The 14,613-nt window shown below is 68.6% G+C and carries 16 protein-coding genes; 14 read left to right on the top strand and 2 right to left on the bottom strand.

Going from position 1 to position 14,613, the window contains the following annotated elements; translation table 11 throughout:
- Window positions 1-157 precede the first annotated feature (157 nt).
- The 12 genes from ACQPYM_RS28795 (at window position 158) to ACQPYM_RS28740 (ending at window position 10,536) form a co-directional block, all read left to right on the top strand.
- Entirely contained in the window at window positions 158-670 is a 513-nt protein-coding gene (locus ACQPYM_RS28795; RefSeq protein ID WP_433006530.1) for a YceD family protein, read from the top strand.
- Window positions 671-763: 93 nt separating this feature from the next.
- The gene (gene rpmF, locus ACQPYM_RS28790) at window positions 764-955 is read left to right on the top strand and encodes a 50S ribosomal protein L32 (RefSeq protein ID WP_020389378.1); all 192 of its coding nucleotides are present in this window, start codon (window positions 764-766) and stop codon (window positions 953-955) included.
- A 13-nt stretch (window positions 956-968) separates the two neighbouring features.
- Window positions 969-1,703 (top strand): ribonuclease III, encoded by a 735-nt coding sequence (gene rnc / locus ACQPYM_RS28785; protein ID WP_433006526.1) that lies wholly within the window; start codon window positions 969-971, stop codon window positions 1,701-1,703.
- A 6-nt stretch (window positions 1,704-1,709) separates the two neighbouring features.
- Complete coding sequence (mutM, locus tag ACQPYM_RS28780) at window positions 1,710-2,564, top strand: bifunctional DNA-formamidopyrimidine glycosylase/DNA-(apurinic or apyrimidinic site) lyase (protein ID WP_433006523.1); 855 nt, start codon at window positions 1,710-1,712, stop codon at window positions 2,562-2,564.
- Window positions 2,565-2,753: 189 nt separating this feature from the next.
- The gene (locus ACQPYM_RS28775) at window positions 2,754-2,909 is read left to right on the top strand and encodes a hypothetical protein (protein ID WP_433006520.1); all 156 of its coding nucleotides are present in this window, start codon (window positions 2,754-2,756) and stop codon (window positions 2,907-2,909) included.
- A gap of 235 nt (window positions 2,910-3,144) precedes the next feature.
- Window positions 3,145-6,693 carry a chromosome segregation protein SMC gene (smc, locus tag ACQPYM_RS28770; RefSeq protein WP_433006517.1) on the top strand — a complete coding sequence of 1,183 codons (3,549 nt, stop codon included), beginning with the start codon at window positions 3,145-3,147 and terminating at the stop codon, window positions 6,691-6,693.
- A gap of 41 nt (window positions 6,694-6,734) precedes the next feature.
- A complete protein-coding gene (locus ACQPYM_RS28765) occupies window positions 6,735-7,028 on the top strand; it encodes a type II toxin-antitoxin system Phd/YefM family antitoxin (protein WP_433006514.1) in 294 nt (97 codons plus the stop codon).
- Window positions 7,021-7,425: a type II toxin-antitoxin system VapC family toxin gene (locus ACQPYM_RS28760; RefSeq protein ID WP_433006511.1), complete on the top strand. Its 405-nt coding sequence runs from the start codon at window positions 7,021-7,023 to the stop codon at window positions 7,423-7,425. The genes ACQPYM_RS28765 and ACQPYM_RS28760 overlap by 8 nt, the downstream gene beginning before the upstream one ends.
- A gap of 77 nt (window positions 7,426-7,502) precedes the next feature.
- Window positions 7,503-7,985 (top strand): hypothetical protein, encoded by a 483-nt coding sequence (locus tag ACQPYM_RS28755; RefSeq protein WP_433006508.1) that lies wholly within the window; start codon window positions 7,503-7,505, stop codon window positions 7,983-7,985.
- 111 nt (window positions 7,986-8,096) lie between these two features.
- Window positions 8,097-8,630 carry a sigma-70 family RNA polymerase sigma factor gene (locus tag ACQPYM_RS28750; protein ID WP_433006505.1) on the top strand — a complete coding sequence of 178 codons (534 nt, stop codon included), beginning with the start codon at window positions 8,097-8,099 and terminating at the stop codon, window positions 8,628-8,630.
- Window positions 8,627-9,361 carry a zf-HC2 domain-containing protein gene (locus ACQPYM_RS28745; protein ID WP_433006502.1) on the top strand — a complete coding sequence of 245 codons (735 nt, stop codon included), beginning with the start codon at window positions 8,627-8,629 and terminating at the stop codon, window positions 9,359-9,361. Before ACQPYM_RS28750 ends, ACQPYM_RS28745 begins: the two co-directional genes overlap by 4 nt.
- 56 nt (window positions 9,362-9,417) lie before the next feature.
- Window positions 9,418-10,536 (top strand): threonine aldolase family protein, encoded by a 1,119-nt coding sequence (locus tag ACQPYM_RS28740; protein ID WP_433006499.1) that lies wholly within the window; start codon window positions 9,418-9,420, stop codon window positions 10,534-10,536.
- Window positions 10,537-10,690: 154 nt separating this feature from the next.
- On the opposite strand, the gene ACQPYM_RS28735 is transcribed toward ACQPYM_RS28740, so the two are convergent.
- Entirely contained in the window at window positions 10,691-11,596 is a 906-nt protein-coding gene (locus tag ACQPYM_RS28735; RefSeq protein WP_433006496.1) for a M56 family metallopeptidase, read from the bottom strand.
- A complete protein-coding gene (locus ACQPYM_RS28730; protein WP_433006493.1) occupies window positions 11,593-11,979 on the bottom strand; it encodes a BlaI/MecI/CopY family transcriptional regulator in 387 nt (128 codons plus the stop codon). Before ACQPYM_RS28730 ends, ACQPYM_RS28735 begins: the two co-directional genes overlap by 4 nt.
- A gap of 80 nt (window positions 11,980-12,059) precedes the next feature.
- Between ACQPYM_RS28730 and ACQPYM_RS28725 the strand changes: the two genes are divergently transcribed.
- Together ACQPYM_RS28725 and cydB are read left to right on the top strand one after the other, a co-directional pair.
- A complete protein-coding gene (locus tag ACQPYM_RS28725; RefSeq protein ID WP_433006490.1) occupies window positions 12,060-13,478 on the top strand; it encodes a cytochrome ubiquinol oxidase subunit I in 1,419 nt (472 codons plus the stop codon).
- Window positions 13,479-13,489: 11 nt separating this feature from the next.
- Window positions 13,490-14,584: a cytochrome d ubiquinol oxidase subunit II gene (cydB, locus tag ACQPYM_RS28720; protein WP_433006487.1), complete on the top strand. Its 1,095-nt coding sequence runs from the start codon at window positions 13,490-13,492 to the stop codon at window positions 14,582-14,584.
- Window positions 14,585-14,613 lie beyond the last annotated feature (29 nt).

Here is a 14,613-nt window from a genome sequence, read left to right as displayed (position 1 = left end):
CGCTCAGGTGACCGAGGCGGCGCGCTCGGAGGTGCCCGGATTGGGCCAACCGGTGCGGACTTGGTAATGTTGTCCACTGGTCTTGTTGAGACCGAGATTCTGCCTGCCTACGCCTGAAAGGGATGTCCTGAACGCCTTGGACCCGCGGTCCCCACTCGTGATCGATACGCACGAGCTGTCACGCCGCGCCGGGTCCCAGCGCGAGGTCTCCTTCACGGCTCCGGCACCGCAAGATCTCGGAATCGACGTGATCGGCGTCCCCGAAGGCGACCCGATCCAGTTCGATCTGCGACTGGAAGCGGTGGTCGAAGGGGTGCTCGTGACCGGTTCGGCCAGTGGCCGGCTGGTCGGGGAGTGCGCGCGGTGCCTGGTCGACGTCGAGGACGAGTTCCTCGCCGACGTCCAGGAACTGTATGTCTACCCCGGTAGCGAGGCCGAGCCCGACGAGGCCAGCCGGATGGAGGGCGATCTGATCGACCTCGAGCCGGCGTTGCGGGACCAGGTGGTGCTCGCGCTACCGTTCCAGCCGCTGTGTACGGACGACTGTCCGGGTCTGTGCCCCGAGTGTGGGGTGCGCCTGGTGGAGGAGCCCGGCCACAAGCACGAGGACGGAGCCGACCCGCGCTGGTCCGCTCTGCAGGGCCTGCTCCCGCAGGATGAACGACCGTAGTACCAGCGCAGCCGTAGTACCTGAAGCAGTTCGCCAAGTCACCAGCCAGCCGGCCGGGTCGCAAGCCCCCGGCCGAACCGAGGAGTCATAACCGTGGCCGTTCCGAAGCGGAAGATGTCGCGCAGCAACACCCGGAGCCGCCGGGCCCAGTGGAAGGCCACTGCGCCCGCCCTGGTCACCTGCGTGAACCCCGCCTGCCGCGCGAAGCACCTGCAGCACACCGTTTGCCCCACCTGCGGCCAGTACGGCGCCAAGGGCGAGCGTCGCCAGGTCGTCGAGAGCTAAACGGCACCAGTCAGTGAATTCTTCAGTCAACGGAACGGGGCTCTACGCCGAGCTGAACCAGCGGCTCGGCGTATCGCTGGCTGACGAACTACTGGAGCACGCCTTCACCCACCGTTCGTTCGCGTACGAGAACGGTGGGTTGCCGACCAATGAGCGGCTGGAGTTCCTCGGGGACTCCGTGCTCGGCGTCATCGTCACGGAGTCGTTGTTCCGCAACCATCCGGACCTCTCCGAGGGCCGGCTGGCCAAGTTGCGCGCCGCGGTGGTCAACATGCGCGCCCTGGCGGGCGTGGCCCGCGAGCTGAAGCTGGGGAAGTACCTTCGGCTGGGGCGCGGCGAGGAAGCCACCGGTGGACGCGACAAGTCGTCGATCCTGGCCGACTGCGTCGAGGCACTGATCGGCGCGGTCTACCTGGATCGCGGGTTCGAGACCGCCGGCCGGGTCGTGCACACGCTGTTCGACGAGCTGATGGAGTCGTCGGCGCGGCTGGGTGCCGGCCTGGACTGGAAGACCAGCCTGCAGGAGCTCGTGGCGCAGCTGGGAGTCGGCGTACCGGAGTACGTGATCGCCGAGTCCGGTCCTGACCATGCCAAGACCTTCGAGGCGCGGGTGCGGATCGGTTCCGACACCTACGGCCACGGCATCGGCCGGAGCAAGAAGGAAGCCGAGCAGCAAGCCGCCGAGACCGCCTGGAAGGCGCTCAGGGCAGCCCACCCGGACAGCACAGACCCGTCGCAGCAGCCCTAGCATCCGGTGCCTGAGCTTCCTGAAGTAGAGGTCGTTCGCCGCGGACTCACGGATTTCACCACCGGGCGGACGATCGACGCCGTCGAGGTGCTGCATCCGCGTCCGGTCCGCCGGCATCTGGCCGGGCCGGACGATTTCGTCGCCCTGCTCAAGGGGCAGACGTTCGGGACGCCCGCCCGGCGCGGGAAGTACCTGTGGCTCCCGCTGGAGTCCGGTGACGCGATCCTGGCGCATCTCGGGATGAGCGGGCAGTTCCGGGTCCAGCCGGTCGGCGCGCCGGACGAGAAGCATCTGCGGGTCCGGTTCCGGTTCGCCGACGAGGGCGGAGAGGTCCGTTTTCTGGACCAGCGGATGTTCGGTGGTCTGTCGTACTCCGAGGGTGGCGCCGAGCTGCCGGCGGAGATCGCGCACATCGCCCGGGACCCGTTCGACCCGCTCTTCGACGAGGACCTTTTCGTGGCCGGACTGCGGCGGCGCAAGACCGGCCTGAAGCGCGCGCTGCTCGACCAGACGCTGGTCAGCGGAGTCGGAAACATCTATGCCGACGAGGCTTTGTGGCGTGCCAAGCTGCACTACGCCAAGGCGACCGAGACGATGAAACCCTTGCAGGCAAGGGAAATCCTCGGTCATGCCAAGGCGGTGATGGGTGAGGCGCTGGAGGTCGGCGGCACCAGCTTCGATGCCCTGTATGTCAACGTGAACGGGGAATCCGGCTATTTCGAGCGGGGTCTCGCGGTCTACGGCCAGGAAGGTTCGCCGTGCCCGCGCGACGGCCGTCCGATCCGTCGCGAGCCGTTCATGAACCGTTCCTCGTTCCGCTGCCCGAAATGCCAGCCGGCGCCGCGACACGCCCGGTGGTGAGCGCGGTATCGTTAATTCGCGTAGCTCAGGTTGACCCAACCCCGTCGCGGTGTCACCCTGAAAGACGGCACACAATTCTGCGCTCCGTGTCATGACAGGGACCAGGGGCGCCAAACTGCCAGACCCCTTCCGGAGGACAGCACAATGGCCAAGGCTCTTCTAGGGCACCTTGGAGGCACTGACCCGCGCATGGTCGAGCAGGTTCGTCTGCTCAACCGGCGTGTCGCCGATCTGGAGGCGCACGTGATGCGTCTGCAGGCTGAGAACGACCACCTGGTCGCAGCAGTACACGACGGACGCCTGCTCACGGTCAACGAGGCTCTGCGCGAGCCTGCATCGGTCTGACCCGCCGACGCCGCACCACCTCACCGTCCGCACCACCCACGGCGGCGGCCCCTGCTTGGGGCCTCCGCCGCGTTTTTTGCCGATCTACGGGTCCGGCTTGGGTAGACTCGCGTTCGGAACTTCTTCCCCCCGGTAGCGGCAGCGTGTAGCGATAGCGTCACGAGCAGTTACGGCGGTTCCTTCGGTACCGTCTGTCCACTCACGGGTTGGGAGCCTCGCTTTGTACCTCAAGAGCATGACGCTCCGAGGATTCAAGTCATTCGCGTCGGCCACGACGATGAACTTCGAGCCAGGGATCACCTGCATCGTCGGCCCCAACGGATCCGGCAAGTCCAACGTCGTCGACGGGCTCGCCTGGGTGATGGGTGAGCAGGGCGTCAAGTCCCTGCGCGGCGGCAAGATGGAAGACGTCATCTTCGCCGGCACCTCCGGCCGCCCCCCGCTGGGCCGCGCCGAGGTGGTGCTGACCATCGACAACACCGACGGCGCGCTGCCGATCGAGTACGCCGAGGTCACCATCTCGCGGACGATGTTCCGCAACGGCGGCTCGGACTACCAGATCAACGGCCAGAACTGCCGGCTGCTCGACGTCCAGGAGCTGCTCAGCGACTCCGGGATCGGTCGCGAGATGCACGTCATCGTCGGCCAGGGCCAGCTCGACTCGATCCTGCGCGCCACGCCCGAGGGCCGCCGCGGTTTCGTCGAGGAGGCAGCCGGGGTGCTCAAGCACCGCAAGCGCAAGGAGAAGGCGCTGCGGAAGCTGGAGTCCACCGAGGGCAACGTGCACCGCCTCGGCGACCTGATCGCCGAGATCCGCCGGCAGTTGAAGCCGCTCGGGCGCCAGGCGGAGGTGGCGCGGCGGGCGGTGACGATCCAGGCGGAGGTCCGCGACGGCCGGTCCCGGCTGCTCGCCGACGACATCGTGCAGGCCCAGTCCGCGCTCGAGGCCGAGCTCAAGGACGAGGCGGCGCTGACCGAGAAGCGCGCCCAGATCGAGGCCGCGTTGCGGGAGGCGCGGGATCTCGAGGCCGAGCTGGAGGACGCGCTGCGCACCGACGCGCCGGCCCTGCAGGCCGCCCAGGACACCTGGTACGCGCTGTCCGGTTTCGGCGAGAAGATCAAGGGCACCGCCCGGATCGCCGCGGACCGGATCCGGTCGCTGAACGACGAGGCCGAGGAGTCGCGCAGCGGTCGCGACCCCGAGGAGCTGGAGCTGGAGGCTGCCCGGGTCCGCGAGACCGAGGCGCAGATCGAGGCCGAGGCCGAGGAGCACTCCGAGCTGCTGGCGCGGGCGATCGAGCGCCGCCAGGAGCTGGAGGCCCAGCACGCCGAGGAGGAGCGCCGGATCGCGGCGCTGATCCGGGCCGCCGCCGACCGCCGCGAGGGCCTGGCCCGGCTGACCGGTCAGGTGAACGCGCTGAAGAGCCGTGCGGCCGCCGCCGAGTCCGAGATCGGCCGGCTGGCCGCCAACAAGGCCGAGGCCGAGGCCCGCGCCGCCAAGGCGCAGCACGACTTCACCGCGCTGGAGACCCAGGTGGCCGGCCTCGACGCCGGCGAGCGGGGCCTGGACGAGGAGTACGAGGCAGCCCAGAGCGTCCTGGACGAGCTGGAGGAGCGCCTCACCAAGCTCCGCGCCGAGGAGCGGGACGCCGAGCGGGAGCGCGCCGGTCTGACCGCTCGCAAGGACGCCCTGGAGATGGGCCTGAACCGCAAGGACGGCGCCGGCGCTCTGCTGGCCGCCTCCGAGCAGGTCACCGGCCTGATGGGTTCGGTCGCCGCGCTGCTGAGTGTCCGCGCCGGCTACGAGACCGCTATCGCCGCCGCGCTGGGCGAGGCCGCCGACGCGGTCGCTGTGACCCACACGCAGGCCGCCCTGGACGCTGTCGGCCACCTCAAGGAGCACGACCTCGGCCGCGCCGGGATGCTGCTCGGCGATGCTCCGGCCGACGACTTCGCCAGCTGGCCGCAATTGCCCGCAGGCGCGACGTACGCCGTCGAGGTGGTCGACTGCCCGGAGACGCTGCGGCCCGCGCTGCGGCGGCTGCTCCGCAAGGTCGCTGTGGTCGAGGATGTCCCTGCTGCCCGGTCGCTCATCCAGCACCTGCCCGACATCACCGCGACCACCCGCGTGGGCGACGTCCTGGGCGCGCACTTCGCGTACGGCGGGTCTGACGCGGCGCCGAGCCTGATCGAAGTACAGTCCGCCGTCGACGAGGCTGCCGAGAAGCTGGTCGAGGCGACCGCGCGGAGTGAGCGGCTGCGGTTCGAGCTGGCGGCGATGGAGCGCGAGCGGGAGGCGCAGAAGCAGCACGTCGAGATCGCCCTGGCCCGGCTGCACGAGTCGGACGCGTCGATGGCCGCGGTGGCCGAGCAGCTGGCCCAGTTCGGGTCGCTGGCGAAGGCGTCCCGTGGTGAGGCCCAGCGGATGGCCGAGGCGATCGCGGCAGCCGAGGCGGAGCGCGACCGGAACCTGTCCGGCCTCGCCGACCTCGAGAAGCGGCTCAGCGACGTCGAGCAGTACGGCGACGACGAGGGTGACGAGCCCGATCCGACCGAGCGTGACCGGCTCGCCGAGGCGGCCAAGGCAGGCCGGGCGGCCGAGATGGAAGCACGGCTCGCGCTGCGGACCACCGAGGAGCGTGCGCGGGCCCTGTCCGGCCGTGCCGACTCGCTGGAGCGCGCGGCTCGCCAGGAGCGGGAGGCCCGGGCCCGGGCCATCGCTCGGGCGACCCGCCGGGCCCGGCAGTCAGAGGCCGCGCAGGCCGTGCACCTGGCCGCGGGACATGTCCTGGCGCGACTGGAGCACTCGCTGCAGCTTGCAGCCACCGAGCGGTCGGCGATCCAGGCTCAGCGCGCCGAGCGCGAGCAGGCGCTGGCCCAGGCCCGCTCTGCCACTCGAAACCTGAGCAGCGAGCTGGAGCAGCTCACCAACACCGTGCACCGCGACGCGCTGGCCCGGGCCGAGCAGAAGATGCGCCTGGAGGCCCTGTACGAGAAGGCCCTGAGCGAGCTGGGTACCGAGGTCGACGCGCTCGTCGCGGAGTACGGGCCGGATCAGCTGGTGCCGCCGCTGCCCAAGGACGGTGACGAGAACACCCTCGAACTGGAGGGCGAACCGTTCGACCGGGCCAAGGTGCAGAAGCGGCTCAAGCAGGCCGAGCGCGCGCTGAACCAGCTGGGGCGGATCAACCCGCTCGCGCTGGAGGAGTTCGAGGCGATGGAGGAGCGGCACCGCTTCCTCGCCGAGCAGCTCGAGGACCTGAAGAAGTCGCGGCGCGACCTGATGGACATCGTCAAGGAGGTCGACGACCGCGTCGAGCAGGTCTTCACCGAGGCCTACCGCGATGTCGAGGTCGCCTTCGAGCACGTCTTCAGCCGGCTGTTCCCCGGTGGTGAAGGCCGGCTCGTGCTGACCGACCCCAACGACATGCTGAACACCGGCATCGACGTCGAGGCCCGCCCACCGGGCAAGAAGGTCAAGCGCCTGTCGTTGCTGTCCGGTGGTGAGCGCTCACTGGTCGCGGTCGCCTTCCTGGTTGCCCTGTTCAAGGCCCGCCCGTCGCCGTTCTACATCCTCGACGAGGTCGAGGCAGCCCTGGACGACACCAACCTCGGCCGCCTGCTGGAGATCTACGAGGAACTGCGCGAGAACAGCCAGCTCCTGGTCATCACCCACCAGAAGCGCACCATGGAGGTGGCCGACGCCCTCTACGGCGTCACCATGCGCGGCGACGGCGTCTCCGCGGTCATCTCCCAGCGGATCCGCGAAACCGAACCCGCGTAGTACCTGTAGCGCGCTGTGTCTCATGGGGCTACGCTGGTGGAATGAAGATCATCACGCAACGCGAGTTCCGGAATCACTCTGCTGCGGTGATGGATGCGGTCGAGGCGGGGGAGACCTATCACATCACCCGGAACGGGAGCGAGGTCGCCGAGTTGCGCCCCCTGGGCCGCCGCAAGCGACCGACCGCTGAGGAGTTGATCGCTCAGCACCGGCGGCTGCCCCGGATGGACTATGCGCAACTCCGCCAGGATGCCGATGAGTTCTTCGGTGACGAGGATCGGATCGGCGATGATTCGACCGGCACCTCTGGCGCTCGGGAGCCCGGCCGTGGCTGATGGATCCGACACCGGCGTACTGGATACCAGTGTCTACGTCGATCTCGATGTGCTGGAGGCCAGCCAGATTCCGGAGTTTCCGGAGCTGACTGCTGTCACCCTGGCGGAGCTTCATCAGGGCATCGCGATGGCCAAGGACGCGGCAACGAGAGCCACTCGGACTGAGAAGCTCGGGGCTGCTGTGGCCACCTTCGATCCGCTGCCCTTCGACGGTGATGCGGCCGCACGTTACGGAACTTTGGTGGCATTGGTCGTCGCCGCTGGTAGGGACCCGCGGCCCCGGCGGATGGACCTGATGATCGCCGCCATCGCGTCGACCAGAGGACTGCCGCTCTACACGCGCAATGCCAAGGACTTCAAAGGCCTGGAAGACGTACTGACCGTCGTTGCGATCTGACCTGATTGTTCTTCTTGAACCGTCTTGGTGGTTTGGCCGTGTGCAGGGTGTCGGTCAACAAGGCGGGGAGAAGGACGATGAAGCGGTTTGTCGGCATTGTCGGGGTGGCTGTTCTCGGGCTGGCCGCGCTGGTGGGGTGTGGTGGGTCGGACGAGCCTGCCGCCGACGGCCCTGCTGGGGCCAAGTTGGCTACGGCGGAGGTCTCGAATCTGGGGAAGATTGTTGTTGATGGCAACGGGCGGACGCTCTACGTGTTCGACAAGGACACCGCTGCTCCGTCCAAGTCCAACTGCGACGGAGACTGCGCGGCCAAGTGGCCGCCGCTGATCGCGTCATCCGGTACGCCGCAGGTCGACGGGGTGGACGCCTCGCTGGTCGGTACCGTCACGCGCACCGACGGCAGCAAGCAGGTCACGCTGGCCGGATGGCCGTTGTACCAGTTCGCCGCGGACGGTAAGGCGGGCAAGGCCGACGGGCAGGCGGTCGGCGGAGCCTGGTGGGTGGTCGGCGCGGACGGTAAGAAGATCACCACCGAGCCCGCGCCCGGCTCCGGCTACTGACCGAGTGGGACCGGTCCGATGTCGATCGTGCTGTCCGGCCCTGCGAAGGGTCCTCCGAGCTGGGCGGCTGTCGTACGATCTAGCTCGACGATCGAGGCCGGGAGGACTGCGGTGGGTGAGACGGACCGCCGTCCGGAGACGGGCGAGGCGCTGATCCGTTCGCTGTACGCCGAACACGGGCGCAGCCTGCTTGCGTACGCGACCCGCCTGACCGGTGACCGGGCTGCCGCGGAGGACGTCGTCCAGGAGACGCTGGTCCGGGCGTGGAAGCATGCCGACGACCTCGTGGACGGCAAGGGATCCGTTCGCGGGTGGTTGCTGACTGTTGCGCGCAACCTGGTGACGGATCGGGCCCGGGCGCGTGCCGTCCGGCCCGCCGAGGTGGCCGAGGTCGAGGACAGGCCGCCGGTGGAGCGGGATCACTCCGAGTCGGTGGTGAACACCATGGTGGTGCTCGACGCGCTCGACCAGGTGTCGCCGGAGCATCGCGAAGTACTGGTGCAGTTGTACTACCGCGGCCGGTCCGTCACGGAGGCTGCGACGGAGCTGGGAATTCCGCCCGGTACGGTGAAATCAAGGTCGTACTACGCCCTCCGAGCGCTGCGCGCAGTGATGGCCGGATCCGAAGCGGAGGTGGCGCGATGAGCGAGCATGACCACTCGCAACTCGGCGCCTACGCCCTCGGTGCGCTGGAGCCGGACGAGGTCCGCGAGGTCGATCAGCATTTGGCCGGCTGTGCGACGTGCCGCCGGGAGCTGGCTGAGCTGGAGGAGCTGAAGGAGTTCCTCGGCGAAGTACCGCCCGAGGCGTTCCTGGACGGGCCGCCAGAGGGTGGCGACCTCCTGCTGCAACGCACCCTCCGCGAAGTGACCACCGCTGAGGCTGCTGCCCCGGCCGCCGCCGCTGCTGCTGAGGCTGGTGGCTCTGGTGGCTCCGTTGGTTCCCGCAAGCGCAGGCCTTGGTTGCTGGTTGCTGCTGCCGTCGTGCTGATCGCCGGTGCGCTGGGTGGCGGCGTACTGATTGGCCGCTCCTCGGTCGACGATCCCTACGTTGCCAGTACTCCGCCTGCCGGGTCCCGGCAGGCGACGGCGACGGATGCGGTCACCAAGGTCACGATGGCCGCCACTGTGGAGCCGCGGCCGGGCGGGAGCTGGGTCACCGTCAACCTGACCAACCTGAAGGCCGGCGCGGAGTGCGAGATGCTCGTCATCGACAAGGCGGGCAAGACCTACGTCGCCGGTAGCTGGGTGGTGCCGGAGAAGGCGGCACGAGACGGCGCTCGCTACGGCGGCGGTGTGCTCGTACCGGCCGACCAGGTGACGTCGGTGCAGATCAAAACCGTCCAGGGCGAACACATAGTCACCACTCCGGTCTGATACCCAGTGCCCCGTCAGCGGGACACAGGCTTGCCACGTCCGAGAGGATGGTTAGCGTGAATTACGGGATCACGGAGGCAAGCGAGGACCTGCGGGAGCGGCGCAAGGCCGCGGCGGACGACTGCACGCGCTGGTTGTCCGGTCGCAGGCTGCCGCCGGCTGAGGCGCTCCGGGCGCTGGCGGACGTGGCGATGGAGGACGGCCGGGACGGCTATGGCAGCGGCGGTGAGGTCGCGCTGCTGGAGCAGGAGGTCGCCCAGCTACTCGGGAAGCCGGCAGCTGTCTTCCTGCCCAGTGGGATCCTCGCCCAGCAGAGCGTGCTCCGCGTCTACGCAGACCGGGCGGGGACGCAGCGCGTCGCAGTACACGGGTTGTCTCATCTGCTGTTGCACGAGTTGAACGCACTGGAAGAGGTGCACCACCTGCGGATCGAGCGGATGACGTCTGAGCCGCGGCAGCCTAGGCCTGATGAGCTGGCCGCCGTCCCGGGCAAGCTGGCTGCGGTGACGGTGGAGTTGCCGCTACGCGACGGTGGATTCGTGCTGCCGACCTGGGACGAGCTGGTGGTGTTTGCTGCGGCCTGCGAGGAGCGTGGGGTTCCGCTGCACCTCGACGGCGCTCGCCTGTGGGAGAGCACGCCGTACCTCGAGCACAGCTTGGCAGAGATCGCTGCACTCGCCTCGACGGTCTATGTGTCCTTCTACAAGGGTCTCGGTGGTCTGAGTGGTGCCGCACTGGCCGGACCGGAGGATGTGGTCGCAGAGGTACGCCGTTGGCAGCGCAGGCTCGGCGGCAACCTCTACACGCTCTTCCCGTACGCCGTGTCCGCGCGCGAAGGCCTGCGGACCGTGCTGCCGCAGATGGGGGAACTGCACCAGCGGGCGGTCGAGTTGGCAGAGGCCTTGCAGAACACGGGTTTCCGGGTGTTTCCCGAGCCGCCGCACACCAACTCGTTCCGGGTCTACGCACCGCGCCCGACCGAGCAGATCGAGCTCGCCGCGATCCGGCGGATGGAGGCGACTCGGGAGGCGACTGCGGCCACTTGGCAGGCAGCCGACGTACCGGGCTGGTCGTGGGTCGAGCTCGTCGTCACCCCTGGGACCTTGCAGTGGCGCATCGACGAAGTTTCCAAGGCCTTCGGAGAGTTGCTGAGCGGGGAACTTCTCGACGGGTGACTTCGTAGCTAGGGTGCGGGGTTTTTTGCACGGCAACAATTTCGGGGAGTAAACCACCTGTGCTGACGTTCGTCATCACCATGCTCGTCCTGCTGGTCCTGTCCGGCCTGGTCCTCCTGGCAGTAGCCCGGGGGGAAGGCCGAGGCATCGGCCACTAGCTGACCGCGTCGATGACTGCCTTGGCGATGGGGGCGGCGACTGTGAAGGTGGGGACGACCAGCAGCAGGACTGCCGCGCTGTAGGCGGCAGCCGCAAGCAGGGTCGAGTTGGGCGCGGGGTCGGCCAGCCGCTGGACTCGCAGTACGGTCGACGACTTGGCAGCAGCAAGGCCCGCCTCTGGAGCCGGTGAGCCTGCCAGGGCGACCAGTGCGCGGGCCAGTGGCAGCGGGCCGCTGCGTCGCCGGGCGTCGTCATCAGCCAGCAGTTCCACGAGTGTGCGCGCCTGATCCAGCGCTACGTCGCTCCGCACGAAGCGGGGGAACGCCATGTGGAGTGCGGTGACGGCCTCCAGCACCAAGTCGTGCCGGGCCCGCAGATGAGCCTGCTCATGCGCCAGTACTGCGCGCAGCTCCCTGTCGTCCAGCCGGTCGAGTGCGCCCACCGACACGACCACCCGGGAGCCCCGAATCGCCGGCAAGCAGTAGGCCAGTGGCGTCTCCTCGGCCAGCACCCGAAGCCCTGGGATCAGCCCGTCAGGTGTCGCCAGCACGTCGACCAGGTCGCGGTGGCGCTTCCTGCGGGCTCGCGTCCCGACAGCAACCCGTCCGACCGCCCAGAGCAGCCGTATGCCGACCAGAGCGGTCAGTGCGAGCACCAGAGCCGCAGCAAGGTCCCGCGGCGAGGACGGATCGAACCGGGGCTCACCAGGCTGACCCGCCGTCGAGTACGACAGCGAGATGCCAGCCCCGAAAGCAGCCAGTACTGCGGCCAGCGCGATCGACTGCCACAAGGCGACAGCAGCCCGGGGGATCCGGTACGGCCAAGTCGCCCGAGCCATGAGTGCCGGGGCCGGCCCGGTCAGCACCAGAGCCAGCGCTGCGAGGAGCAGTGGGGTGATCACCCCTCCTGTGCCTCCAGCCGGGCCAGCGCATCGCGGAGCAGCGCGGCCTCCTCGTCGCTGACCTGCCCGACGAAGCGCACCAGGGCCTCGCGGCGGTCGCCCGCCCGGTCGAGGGCGTCGCGCATCAGGTCCGCGGCCAGCTCCTCGCGGGGCGCGGCAGCCTTGTAGCGCCAGGCCTTGCCGTCGCGCTCGCGCTCGGTCAGCTGCTTCTTGGCCAGCCGGTCCAGCACGGTCATCACGGTGGTGTAGGCCAGCTCGCGGGTGGTGGACAGCCGGTCGTGCACCTCGCGCACCGTGAGCGCGCCGTCGGCGGCCCACAGCTGTTCCATCACCAGCCGTTCCAGCTCGCCCAGGCGGCGCGGAACCTTCTCGTCGATGGCCATGTGGCCAGTATAACTACGACGTGTAGTAGATCTGCGCTAGCATCTACTACGTAACGTCGTAGATCGCCCGGGAGGGCCCTGTGGACACGCTCGATCTCGCCCGCTGGCAGTTCGCGATCACCACCGTCTACCACTTCTTCTTCGTCCCGGTGACGCTGTCGCTGGTCGCCGTCACGGCCGGCCTGCAGACCGCGTGGTACCGGACCGGCAAGGAGAAGTACCTGCGGCTGACCAAGTTCTACGGCAAGTTGTTCCTGATCAACATCGCGATGGGCGTGGTCACCGGGCTGGTCCAGGAGTTCCAGTTCGGGATGAACTGGAGCGACTACTCACGCTTCGTCGGCGACGTGTTCGGGGCCCCGCTCGCGCTGGAAGGGCTGCTCGCGTTCTTCCTCGAGTCGACCTTCATCGGGTTGTGGATCTTCGGCTGGGACCGGCTGCCGAAGAAGGTGCACCTGGCCTGCATCTGGATGGTGGTGCTCGGTACGCAACTGTCGGCGTACTTCATCCTGGCCGCCAACTCCTGGATGCAGAACCCGGTCGGCTTCCGCTACAACGCCGAGCGCGGCCGCGCCGAGCTGACCGACATCTGGGCGGTGCTGACCAACAAGGTCGTCCTGGTCACCTACCCGCACACGATCTTCGCGGCCTTCATGGTCGGTGGCGCGTTCGTCGCGGCGGTCGCGCTGTGGCACCTGCTCCGCCGGCCCGGGGTCGACACCGGCGCCTTCCGGACCGCGCTGCGGCTCGGTGCGGTGATGGTGATCGTCGCGGGTGCTGGGGTGGCGCTGAGCGGTGACCAGCAGGGCAAGGTGATGACCGAGGTGCAGCCGATGAAGATGGCGGCCGCCGAGGCGCTGTACGAGTCCGAGAAGCCGGCGTCGTTCTCGATCTTCACCGTCGGGACGCTGGACGGTTCGCGCGAGCTTTACTCGGTCAAGGTTCCTTATCTGCTGTCCTTCCTCTCCACCGGCACCTTCGACGGTGAGGTGCAGGGCATCAACAACCTGCAGCAGGCCTACGAGAAGCTCTACGGGCCCGGGTCGTACAAGCCGAACGTGCCGCTCACCTACTGGACCTTCCGGCTGATGATCGGGGTCGGGATGTCGGCCGCCGCGATCGCCCTCTTGTTGCTCTGGGCAACGAGGAAGGGTAGAGCGCCGCACCGGCTGCTGGCCTGGCTGGTGGTGCCGCTCCCGCTGTTGCCGCTGTTCGCCAACGTCTTCGGCTGGGTCTTCACCGAGACCGGGCGCCAACCATGGCTGGTGTTCGGGCTGTTGCCCACCGCGGCCGGGGTCTCCCCGGGCACCACGATGACCGAGCTGCTGATCTCGCTGATCGGCTTCACCGTCCTGTACGGCGTACTGGCGGTGGTGGAGGTCAAGCTGATGCTCAAGTCGATCCGGGCGGGCCTGGCCGGGGCCGCGCCGCCCCCGGACGGCGAACCGTCCGGCGAGTCGCCGGACGACGCCGCCAAGCCGCTCTCCTTCGCGTACTAGAGGGGTCTGACATGGAACTCACGACGATCTGGTTCGTCGTCATCGCGGGCCTGTGGATCGGGTACTTCGTACTCGAGGGCTTCGACTTCGGGGTGGGCATCCTGCTCCGCGTGCTCGGCCGGGACGAGCCCGAGCGGAGGGCGGTGATCACCACGATCGGGCCGGTCTGGGACGGCAACGAGGTCTGGCTGATCGTGGCGGGCGCGATGACGTTCGCGGCCTTCCCGGAGTGGTACGCGACGCTCTTCAGTACCTTCTACCTGCCGCTGTTCGCGATCCTGGTCGCGCTGATCCTGCGCGGGGTGGCGATCGAGTACCGCGGCAAACGCGACGACCTGGCGTGGCGCAGCCGGATGGACACCCTGATCACCATCGGCTCGCTACTGCCGTCACTGCTCTGGGGAATCGCCTTCGCCAACCTGGTCCGTGGCGTACCCCTGGACGCATCCCACGAGTTCACCGGAAGCCTGGCCACCCTCCTCAACCCCTTCGCCCTCCTAGGCGGCGTCGCCTTCACTGCCTTGTTCGTAGCCCACGGCGCAATCTTCCTAGCCCTGCGCACAACAGACGACCTCCGCCACCGAGCCAACCGCCTAGCCTCAATCACCGGCGTGGCAGCAGCAGTACTGGTCGCCACCTTCCTCACCTGGGCCCAGGTCCTACGCGGCACCACAGCCTCCGCAGTGGTAGCGGCCCTGGCAGCCCTTGCCCTCCTGGCAAGCCTCGCGGCCAACAAGCCGCTGCGTCGGCCGAGCGAAGCGAAGGGCTCGGGGGCGGCGGTCCCCACCCACCCCACACCACCCCGGGAGGGGTGGGCCTTTGCGGGGACTGCTTTGGCTATTGCTCTTGGGGTGGCTTCGTTGTTCGTGGCGATGTTCCCGGCGGTGATGCCGTCCACCCTTGACCCTGCTTGGAGTCTCACGGTCACCAACGCGGCCTCCTCGGCGTACACGTTGAAGATCCTGACCGTGATCGCGGCGATCTTCACGCCGCTGGTGATGCTCTACCAGGGCTGGACCTACTGGGTGTTCCGCAAGCGCGTCACCGTCGAGCCGGTCACGGTGCAATTGCTGACCCCACCCCACCACCCCGGTCAGGCCTCGTGAAACCAGTCGACCCGCGGTTGCTGCGGAGA

The organism is Kribbella sp. CA-294648 (assembly GCF_050943845.1).
In the GTDB taxonomy this organism is placed as follows: Bacteria; Actinomycetota; Actinomycetes; order Propionibacteriales; family Kribbellaceae; genus Kribbella.
The sequence above is the reverse complement of the archived record's forward strand: the minus strand, read 5'-3'. Positions and strand labels throughout refer to the sequence as shown.

Excerpts from the sequence above, each read along its gene's own strand:
- ACQPYM_RS28775 (WP_433006520.1), top strand. The coding sequence starts at position 2,754 with ATGGTCGAGCAGGTTCGTCTGCTCAACCGGCGTGTCGCCGATCTGGAG.
- smc (WP_433006517.1), top strand. The coding sequence starts at position 3,145 with ATGACGCTCCGAGGATTCAAGTCATTCGCGTCGGCCACGACGATGAAC.
- ACQPYM_RS28765 (WP_433006514.1), top strand. The coding sequence starts at position 6,735 with ATGAAGATCATCACGCAACGCGAGTTCCGGAATCACTCTGCTGCGGTG.
- ACQPYM_RS28755 (WP_433006508.1), top strand. The coding sequence starts at position 7,503 with ATGAAGCGGTTTGTCGGCATTGTCGGGGTGGCTGTTCTCGGGCTGGCC.
- ACQPYM_RS28745 (WP_433006502.1), top strand. The coding sequence starts at position 8,627 with ATGAGCGAGCATGACCACTCGCAACTCGGCGCCTACGCCCTCGGTGCG.
- ACQPYM_RS28730 (WP_433006493.1), bottom strand. The coding sequence starts at position 11,979 with ATGGCCATCGACGAGAAGGTTCCGCGCCGCCTGGGCGAGCTGGAACGG.
- cydB (WP_433006487.1), top strand. The coding sequence starts at position 13,490 with ATGGAACTCACGACGATCTGGTTCGTCGTCATCGCGGGCCTGTGGATC.